Here is an 8,878-nt window from a genome sequence, read left to right on the forward strand (position 1 = left end):
CAACCCCACCTCCCCACGACAAACCCCCGGCAGCCCGACCCGATCCCAGCACCGACGGCCCAGGCCCCGGCCGACCAACCGAGCCCACATCCCAGCCGACCCATCCCACGACCCCAGCCGACCTCGAGCGCCTAGGACTCTCCAACAAAGAGGCCCACGACCTTCTCACCAGAACAAACCGAGACGATCTACGCGGCCGGGTGGCCGATCTTGTCACCAAGGTCGCAGACGGTCGACTTCCGGCGGACGCCGTCGGCACCGCCCTGCGCGATCTCGACTGGTCGATGAACAGCGGCAAGCTCCACCCGAACAGCTACGGCCAGCAGTTGGGACAACTCAACCGCGCCGGGTCCGAGGAACAGTTTCGGCAGTACTACGCTGAAGTACGCGCCGTCAGAGATGTAATCGAAAGCGGTGACCTGGCCCCTGGAACGAAGGTGCTCACACACGCCCGCGGAGGCAAGATCTCCGACGACCTCGGCGACGGGACGCACATCGATGTACATCCGGTGTCACAGGCCGACCTGCTGTACAAGTCACGGGATGGGCGAATTCATGTCGAAGACGTGAAGGACACGCCCAACGCACTGCAGTCGAAGATGAAGAGCGGGGAACAACACTCGAACATGCTGGAATGGGGGCGAGTGGACCAGGCTTCTCGATTCATCGGTTACAGGATACCGAATGAAGACGGCTGGACCGGCCTCTTTCATGGACGTCCTGATACGATGGAAAGATTGATCAAAGATAAGATGTCGCTGACCATCGGCCGTCGGACCTATGATCCCGTCGAATTGAAGAGTATTCGTCGTACGGTAGCGCGTAAGCTCATAGAGTGGACGCGCGCCAACCCTGGTGCGCCGATATCGGAATTCTATGGTCAGCCAGAGATGCGAACCGTTGAGGAGGCGATGAGGCATGGCGCTGGGTGAGGCGGAAGCCGCGCACGACTTGATCGCCGTTGAGTTGGCGGAGGTGTCGTGGCCATGGAACCTCAACGACGGCGATGAGCTGGATGAGGCGGTGGAGCGGCTTTCTGGAGATTCCACGGACATGAGGGCGGCGGTGGACTCCTTTGCTGCCCTGATGCGCTTTCGGGAACGTCATGCCGACGATGTGGCTGCCGCAGAGGAAAGCATGCCGGAGCTTGTGAATGCCTATTGGATGGCCTGGAAAGAATCGCTGGTGGCGTCCATGCCGACGATGCTGGATAATACGTGGACAAATTTCAGGGAGTGGGCGGAGGCCTTCAATCCATACGATATAGGCGAGTCCTGGGACGAGCCGCCTGAAAAGTTCATCCGTGCTGCCGGCTGGATTTGGGTCAATGGAGGGGTGGAGATCTCAAGCATCACCGTGACGGGGTGGCTGATCGATCAATTCGAGGAGTCGCCCAATGAGGTGGCGCTGACGGATTTCCTTGAGATCGCCACCGATTTCGTTCCGAAGGTCGGCGGCTATGTCCACCACCTGGTGGGTATCATTAGTCGCGCGGGGAAGCGGAAATCGATTCCCTATCTAAAGCGGTTGGCGGAGAGCGAAGATCTTGTGTCGGAGGTCAGAGAATCAGCGGACAGGCTCTACCGTTGGCAATTGACAACAGACAAATGACCTTCGTTTTGACCGTCGGAAAACGGGCATCCAGGCTCATCAGTCGGGGCTTGGCCGTTTCGGCCTTGGCGCCTCATTTGGTTGGGGTGGTGGGTTATGAGTAAGGACGTTGTGGTGTTGTTGGAGCGGGAGCCTTTGGGGGATGAGGTGGGGGTCGCTGTGGAGGTTGCTGGGGTTGAGGGGCGGGTCGTGGAGGGCGGGGGGCTTTTGCAGTTGGTGGAGGGGGAGGGCGGGCGTGTGCTGGTTTCGGTGGGGGTGCCGGTTCTGGTGCGGACGCGTGGGGAGACCGGGCGGCTGCTCGGGTCGCAGGTCGCCGACGTCGAGCCGCCCGTGTGGTGGGTGGAGTGCAACGCGGCCGAGGACGTGGACGGGTCCGAGGTTCCGGCGATGCGGTTCGCGGGTGCGCTGGTCGCGCAGGTCGGCGGAGTCGTGTGGGTGGACGATCCCGCGTACGTCGAGCGGTCCGGGGTCGGCGGCTGATGCACCCGGCCGTCGACGTGTGGACGGAGAAGACCGGCATCGTCGTCCAGATGAGGTCGGTCGCGTCGCTGTCGGTTCGGGTGGCGGAGGCGTTGCGGGTCTGTGCGGAGAACGGGCGGGAGTTCGTCCTCGCCACCGGCGCCGGGCGGATGACGTTGCCGCTGCGGTTGATGATGGGGCCGGGAGCCAGGTGGGCCGTCAAGAGCGCGGACCAGTATTACGACGGGTTGAGCGGCGTCCGGCTGGAGTGGGACGGTGTGCGGCTCGTCCAGGGCGAGGAGATCCATCCGGCGTTCGCTGACGGGGTGGAGCCGGAGGGGCGGCAGGTGCTGGTGACGGGCACCGTCCGGCATCGGGCGTCGGAGACGCTGGTCGTCGGTGGTGTCGTGGACGAGGTCTACCGGTGGTTCACCGGGAGCGGGCCCGAGGGGTGGGGGACGTGTGAGCCGGCGGCCGTGCCCTGGGGGCCGGAGTCGGTGACCGAGTACTGCAGGGGACGGGCGCCCGGGAGGACGTGGATCGTCCACGTGGGCGGCGGGGCCATCGGGACGTCCGAGATCGTGCGGGCGGACGGCGGTGTCGAGGAGACCTTCACCGTAGGCGTGGGCGTAGGCGTAGGAGTCGGGCCCGGGGAGGACGAGGCGCCGTCCGGGCTGGAAGGGCTCGCCGAAATGGTTTACACGCGGTATCGGCTGGTGTCACTGACCGTGCAGGCGATGCCGGGGCGCAAAGATCTGACGGCGGAGCCGTACTTCCGGGGCCTGCCTGCGCCGATCGGGCTGGCGCTCGGACGGGACGGCGGCGGCGGTGACTGGTTCGAGGTGGGGGACGGGCGGCGGCCCGAGGACTGGGAACGGGCCGGCGATCTCATGAAACGCCTGGGTGTCCCGAGGTTTACCGCCATGGGGATCGGGGAGGGTGGGGCAGATCCGATCCGAGAGAAAGAGACGTGAGGAGCTGATCGTGCTCACGCTGACCAGCGGTGCCGTGCAGGTCATACGTACCGTGACCGCCAACCCGGAGCTTCCACCGGAGACCGGCATCCGCATCGAGTCCGGGCTCGACGGCTCGGACGCCCTGCGCCTTTCGGTCGCGCCCGCCCCGGAGGCCGGCGACCAGGTCGTCGAGGAGGAGGGCGCCAAGGTGTACCTGGAGCCCGGCGTCGCCCAGATGCTGGAGGACAAGACCCTCGACGCGCAGGTCGATCCGCAGGGCGACGTGGCCTTCACCATCGCGGAGGGGACCGGCGGCGGGACGCCGACCTGAGGTGAGCCCGCGAGCGAGGCCGGGGCGCCGGATGCATCGGCGCTCCGGCCTCGACGCGTTCGGCGCGGGGGCCGGGGTCAGCGGGCCGCGGCTATGAGGGCCACGATCGCGAAGACGAATGCCGCCGTGGTGAGGATCATGAAGGCGGCGACGACGGCGCAGGCCAGGCCGCGCGGCTGATCGCGCCAGGTTCCGTAGCGGTCGCGCACCTGCTGGTCCAGTTCCTCCCGGGACGGCCGTTCCGCGTCCTCGGAATCGGGGGAAGGCGTCACGATCGCCAGTTTGGCAGATACGCCCGCGCCGCTCGCCCCGTGCCGCTCGTCCACGTGCCGGTGGGTCCGTGCCGCTCGTCTCGTGCCGGTGGGTCCGTGCCGGTCGGTCTCGTGCCGGTGGGTCCGTGCCGGTGGGTCCGTGCTGCTCGGTCCGTGCCGGTGGGGCGTGCTGCTCGTCCATGGCGGTCGGTCCGTGCCGGTCTGTGTGTGGCGGTTCGTGGCGGAGGGGGCGGGGGCGGGCGATGGGGGTGGACGTCCCGCGTGAAAAAATCGGCGGATGCGTCTCACGAAGCTCGGCCACGCCTGCGTCCAGCTCACCAGGGACGACCGGACGATCGTCATCGATCCCGGCTCGTTCAGCGACGCGTCCGGTGCGCTCGCCGCCGCCGACGCCGTCCTCATCACCCACGAGCATCCCGACCACTTCGACGCCGACGCGCTGCGCGCCGCGATGGCCGAGCGCCCCGGCCTGCACGTCTGGACGTCCAGGGTCGTCGCGGCGAACCTCGCCGACCTGGGCGGACGAGTCCACCAGGTCGGGCACGGCGACGCCGTCACCATCGCGGGCTTCGACGTCCACGTCTACGGCGAGGACCACGAGATCCTGCATCCGGACGTCCCGCCGATCCCGAACACGGGGTTCCTCGTCGACGGGGAGGTGTTCCACCCGGGGGACGCGCTGACCGTGCCGTCCGAGCCCGTCCGGACGCTGTGCCTGCCCGGCAACGCGCCCTGGCTGAAGGTCCCCGAGTTGTATTCGTACACGCGCGAGGTCCGGCCGGAGCGCGCCTTCGTCATCCACGACGGGCTGCTCAACGACATCGGCCTCAAGGTGATGCAGACCCACGTCACGAAGGCCGGCGACGAGCTCGGCAAGGAGTTCACCCGCCTCACGCCCGGCACGTCGGTGGACCTGGCGGCCGCGTGAACCGAGCCCCTCGTCCCCCCGAACCCCGGCCCGCCGCCCGGTCAGGACCCGCCCGGCCGCGGCCCGCCGGGCCACGGCCCGTCCAGGCCGTTTTCCTCGATATCGGCGAGACGCTGATCAACGAGGGCGAGATCTACGGGCGCTGGGCCGACTGGCTGGGCGTGCCGCGGCACACGTTCCTCGCCAAGCTGGGCGCGCTGCTCGCGACCGGCCGCACCCACCTGGACCTCTTCGAGTACTTCCGGCCCGGTTTCGACCTGGACGAGGAGGAGCGCCGCCGCGCCGAGGCGGGCGTCCCCAACGGGTTCGGGCCCGACGACCTGTACCCGGACGCGCGGGCGTGCCTGTCCGGGCTCCGCGACCAGGGCCTCTACGTCGGGATCGCGGGCAACCAGCCCGTGGAGGCCGCCGGGCGGATGGCGGCCCTCGGACTGGACGCCGACGTGGTGGGCATCTCCGACGTGTGGGGCGTCCAGAAGCCGTCCCCGGAGTTCTTCGAGAGGTGCGCGCAGATCGCGGACGTGCTGCCCGACCGCGTCCTGTACGTCGGGGACCGCATCGACAACGACGTCCGGCCCGCCCTGGCGTTCGGGATGCAGGCCGCGTTCCTGCGGCGCGGCCCCTGGGGCCACATCCAGCAGGACGACGACGCGCTGCGCGACTGCCTGTTCGTCCTGGACGACCTGGCCGGCCTCCCGAAACTCGTCGCCGACCACAACGCGTCCTGAGCGGAGACCTCGGGACCCCTAGGGCCTGAGCGGAGACCGCGGGACCCCTAGGGGACGTCCCCTAATTCCGGAGTATGGCCGCGGGACAGGTCGAACGGCCGATGTGGGACGCCCTGTCCGGTTCGTAGCGTGGGGAACGTGGCCGCGAGAAGACACGCGACCGCGGCACCGTTCACAGCTCGACGAATCGGGGAGAGAAGAACCATGAAAGGCCTTTACCGTCCGCGCCACGGCCGGATCATCGCGGGCGTCTGCGCGGGGCTCGCGCGGCGATTCGGGATGACGCCCACGACCGTCCGGGTGCTGTTCCTGCTGTCGTGCCTGCTGCCGGGCCCGCAGTTCGTCGTCTATCTCGTCCTCTGGGTGATGATGCCGACCGAGGACCGCTACCTGGCCCGCACTCACTGATCACCGATAGCGCTTGGCCGGGCCCGCCCGGAGGTGTTAGATCGTGGCACCACCATTCCCGTGGAGGGAGGGAGCCGCGGTGCCTGAGGACGGCCGCCCGGGCCCGGGCCCGTTCCCTGGCGGGGGGACGGCCCCCCGGAGAGCACACCCGCCCGCCGTGGGCGAACCCGCGCGCGAACCCGTGGGCGAACCGGCACGCGAATCCGGGTACACGTCCGGGCACGCGGCCGCCCGTGAATCCGGGCACGCGTCCGTCCACGAGGCCGGGCACGAGGCCGCGCGCGAATCCGAGCATGCGGCCCGCCTGCTGCGCTATCTGCGCGATCTGGCGCTGGCCAGGCGCCGCCCGTCCCGGGACGTGTCGGGGCACGAGCAGGTCCACTGGCTGTGCGAGCTGCCCGGCGACGTCTACGTGGAGACGGACGCGGGGCCCGGCGACGTCCTGTTCAGCGTGCCGGTCATCCCGCTGACGCCGCCGGTGGTGCTGGACGAGTTCGACGGCTGGCTCGCGCTCCGCAACTGGTACCGGATCCTGCGCGACCTGGCCGGGCAGGAGGCGGTGCTCGGCACGGGGCTGCTCGCGTGGCGGCCCGCCGTCCACGACCACCTGCTGAGCACGCCCGTCCGCATCGTCGTGGACGAGCGGACGGAGCGGATCGACGTCGTCCTCGCCGGGCACACGACGCTGCGCGACCGGGAATTGCTGTCCGGCCATCCCGGCTACCGGCCCGCCGACTGGGTGACGGACGCCGTGCAAGCCGGGCAGGGTTTCGGGCTGCACACCTCGGTCGGGAACGTCCTGCGCAAATGGTGCTCCGTCGCGCTGTCCGGGCCCGCCGACTACCGCGAGGACTGGACGCCCGACACGCCCGCCGACGCGGGCACCGGCCCAGCCGCCGCGACCGGCCCTGTCGTCCCGCGGATCAGGCTCGCGCCGGCGCTCGTCGTCCGCCCGCCGGGCCGCACCGCCGTCGCCGACTACCACGCCAGGCTGCTCGAACTCCTGCCCCGCGGCGTCCCGGACGGGCTCGCGCGGCTGGCGTCCCCGGCGAAGCGGCCGCACGTCATGCACGTGCCCGAACGCGAGCCGGACACCGTCCCCGACCTGATCATCGGCCTGCTCGCCCGCGGCCACCGCGTCGTCGTCGGCACGTCGGGCGCCGCCGCGTCGGCCGCCGTCCGCGCCGCGCTCCCGCCCGGCCTCGCGGACCTCACGGTCGCCGACCCGACGGCGGCCGGCCGGGTCGCGGACGAGATCCTGACCCGCGCCGTCCCCGACCTGGACGCGCTGTCCGGCGAGGAGAAGGCCGCCGCCCGGCGGGCCGCCGAGCTCCGCGACCGCCTCCGCGACAGCAGCGAAGGCGACACCGGAGACTCCGGCGCGCACCGCCCCGACGACGGACTCCGCGCCGAGGCCCCCGACCTCGCGTGGATGCCGCTCCGCCCGGACATGCCGCCCGGCCCGCCGATCTCCCGCTCCGAGGCCGCGGAACTCGTCGTCCTGCTGGCCGAGGAGACCCCCGAGCGCAAGGCCCGCACCGCGCAGCGCGACGTCGACCCGGGCGCGCTGCCCAGCGCTGCCTACGTCCGGACGCTGATCGAGGCCGAGTCCGCCGCGGCCGAACGCGCAGAACGCTCCAAGACCGACCTGTCCCGGCGGCTGCGCGACACCGACGTCACCTTCCTCGCCCGCCTCGACGGCAACGCCACCGTCGTCGGCGCCGCGCTCCGCGACCTCGGCCTGGACGGACACCCGGGCGGCTGGAACCCCGCCGACCTGGCCGTCCGCGCGATCGGCGACGCCCTCGCGGGCCGCCGCCCGCTGATCTGGTCGCGGGTCGCGGAGATGACGACCCGCGCCCAGTGGGCCGAACGCGCCCTCGGCGACCTGTACGGCCACCGCGTCGACCTGCCCGCCGACGCGGACCTGCGCGGCCTCGCCGCGTCCGCCCACGACCTGCGCGCCTACCTCGCGGGCGGCGGCGCCCTCAAACGCGGCCCGCTCCGCTCCACCGCCCAGCGGCAGGCCGAGCCGCTGCTCACCACCGTGCGGGTGGACGGCGCCGCGCCCACCACGACCGAGCTGCTCGACCTCGCCCACACCGAGCTCATGGTGCGGATCACCTGCCGTGAGCTGCAGTACGTGTGGGAGGCCGCGGGCATCTCCTTCCCCGCCGACCTCCCGCCCGGCGAGCGCGTCGCCCGCTTCGTCCGCGCCCACGCGCGCCTCGCCCGCGTCCGGGACGCGATCCCCGCCGTGGACGAGACCAAGGCCCTCCTCGAACGCTCCGGCATCGCCGTCCCGCTCGCCCATCCGCTCCAGTGGCACGGCTACGTCGCCGCGCTCCGGAACGCCCTGGAGGGACTCGGCGTCAACCGCGCCGCCGCCGACCTGGACGCCCTCCGCGACTCGATCGGCCCCGTCGAGAAGGACGACCCGCCCGAGCTCCGCGCCGCCCTCACCGCCGTCGGCGCCCGCGACGCCGCCGCCTACGGCCGCGCGCTCGGCGCCCTCGCCGAGGCCCGCCACGAACGCTCCCTCCAGCTCCGCTGCGAGGAACTCCTCGCCCGCGTCCGCGCCGGCCACCCCGACCTCGCCAACCTCATGATCGCCACCGACGGCGACGAGGCGTGGCACGCCCGCACCCGCCGCTGGGACGAGGCCTGGGCCTGGGCCCGCAACGCCGCCCGCCGCCTCGCCGAGCGGACCGTCCCGCCGGAGGAGCGCCTCCGCGCCGACCTCGCCGAGGCCGAGGAGCATCTGCGCACCGTCCGCGCCACCCTCACCGCCGCGCACGCGCTGGTGGCCGTCCGCAGGCACCTTCCGCGGGCGCCCGCCGGCCCGTCCGACGTCGTTCCCGCCTGGATCCTCCCCCTGTGGCGCATCCCCGAGGCCCTCCCACCGGCGCCCGGCTCGTTCGACGTCGCCATCGTGGACGGCGTACACGAGGCCGGCGCCGAGGCCCTGTTCCTCCTCTGGCTGGCCCCCCGGATCATCCTCGTGGGCCCGCCGGGCCCGGAACTCCCACCCCTCGAAGGCCCGCCGCCGTCGACCCTCCTCCCACCCCACCTCCACAACGCGATCACCCCCACGGCCCCCCTCTTCACCGCCCTGACCACCGAACCCGAGTCCCCACCAGCACCCGAACCCCCAGCGCCCCCCGAGTCCCCACTACCCCTAGACC

At 71.3% G+C, this 8,878-nt stretch carries 10 protein-coding genes; 9 read left to right on the forward strand and 1 reads right to left on the reverse strand.

Features of this window, described 5'->3' with window-relative positions:
* Window positions 1-200 precede the first annotated feature (200 nt).
* From ACH34T_RS44310 to ACH34T_RS44330, 5 genes are all read left to right on the forward strand, one after another.
* A complete protein-coding gene (locus ACH34T_RS44310; protein ID WP_396027041.1) occupies window positions 201-932 on the forward strand; it encodes a hypothetical protein in 732 nt (243 codons plus the stop codon).
* Window positions 919-1,611, forward strand: coding sequence for a hypothetical protein (locus tag ACH34T_RS44315; RefSeq protein WP_396027042.1), 693 nt, complete (start codon window positions 919-921; stop codon window positions 1,609-1,611). The genes ACH34T_RS44310 and ACH34T_RS44315 overlap by 14 nt, the downstream gene beginning before the upstream one ends.
* 249 nt (window positions 1,612-1,860) lie before the next feature.
* Window positions 1,861-2,091, forward strand: coding sequence for a hypothetical protein (locus ACH34T_RS44320; RefSeq protein WP_396027043.1), 231 nt, complete (start codon window positions 1,861-1,863; stop codon window positions 2,089-2,091).
* Window positions 2,091-3,044 carry a DUF6177 family protein gene (locus ACH34T_RS44325; protein WP_396027044.1) on the forward strand — a complete coding sequence of 318 codons (954 nt, stop codon included), beginning with the start codon at window positions 2,091-2,093 and terminating at the stop codon, window positions 3,042-3,044. Before ACH34T_RS44320 ends, ACH34T_RS44325 begins: the two co-directional genes overlap by 1 nt.
* 10 nt (window positions 3,045-3,054) lie before the next feature.
* The gene (locus ACH34T_RS44330) at window positions 3,055-3,357 is read left to right on the forward strand and encodes a Fe-S cluster assembly protein HesB (RefSeq protein ID WP_396027045.1); all 303 of its coding nucleotides are present in this window, start codon (window positions 3,055-3,057) and stop codon (window positions 3,355-3,357) included.
* 77 nt (window positions 3,358-3,434) lie between these two features.
* Here the strand turns inward: ACH34T_RS44330 and ACH34T_RS44335 are convergent, their stop codons facing one another.
* Window positions 3,435-3,683 (reverse strand): hypothetical protein, encoded by a 249-nt coding sequence (locus ACH34T_RS44335; RefSeq protein WP_396027046.1) that lies wholly within the window; start codon window positions 3,681-3,683, stop codon window positions 3,435-3,437.
* A gap of 223 nt (window positions 3,684-3,906) precedes the next feature.
* On the opposite strand from ACH34T_RS44335, the gene ACH34T_RS44340 reads away from it, so the two are divergent.
* The 4 genes from ACH34T_RS44340 to ACH34T_RS44355 all read left to right on the forward strand — a co-directional run.
* Entirely contained in the window at window positions 3,907-4,557 is a 651-nt protein-coding gene (locus ACH34T_RS44340) for an MBL fold metallo-hydrolase (RefSeq protein ID WP_396027047.1), read from the forward strand.
* Window positions 4,554-5,285 carry an HAD family hydrolase gene (locus tag ACH34T_RS44345; protein WP_396027048.1) on the forward strand — a complete coding sequence of 244 codons (732 nt, stop codon included), beginning with the start codon at window positions 4,554-4,556 and terminating at the stop codon, window positions 5,283-5,285. The genes ACH34T_RS44340 and ACH34T_RS44345 overlap by 4 nt, the downstream gene beginning before the upstream one ends.
* A 204-nt stretch (window positions 5,286-5,489) precedes the next feature.
* Window positions 5,490-5,693 (forward strand): PspC domain-containing protein, encoded by a 204-nt coding sequence (locus tag ACH34T_RS44350; protein ID WP_396027049.1) that lies wholly within the window; start codon window positions 5,490-5,492, stop codon window positions 5,691-5,693.
* Between the two features lie 157 nt (window positions 5,694-5,850).
* Window positions 5,851-8,878, forward strand: a 3,028-nt coding sequence (locus ACH34T_RS44355) for a hypothetical protein (protein WP_396027050.1), incomplete at its 3' end; no start/stop codon positions are given.

Source organism: Actinomadura sp. 9N215 (assembly GCF_044326345.1).
Lineage (GTDB): Bacteria > Actinomycetota > Actinomycetes > Streptosporangiales > Streptosporangiaceae > Spirillospora.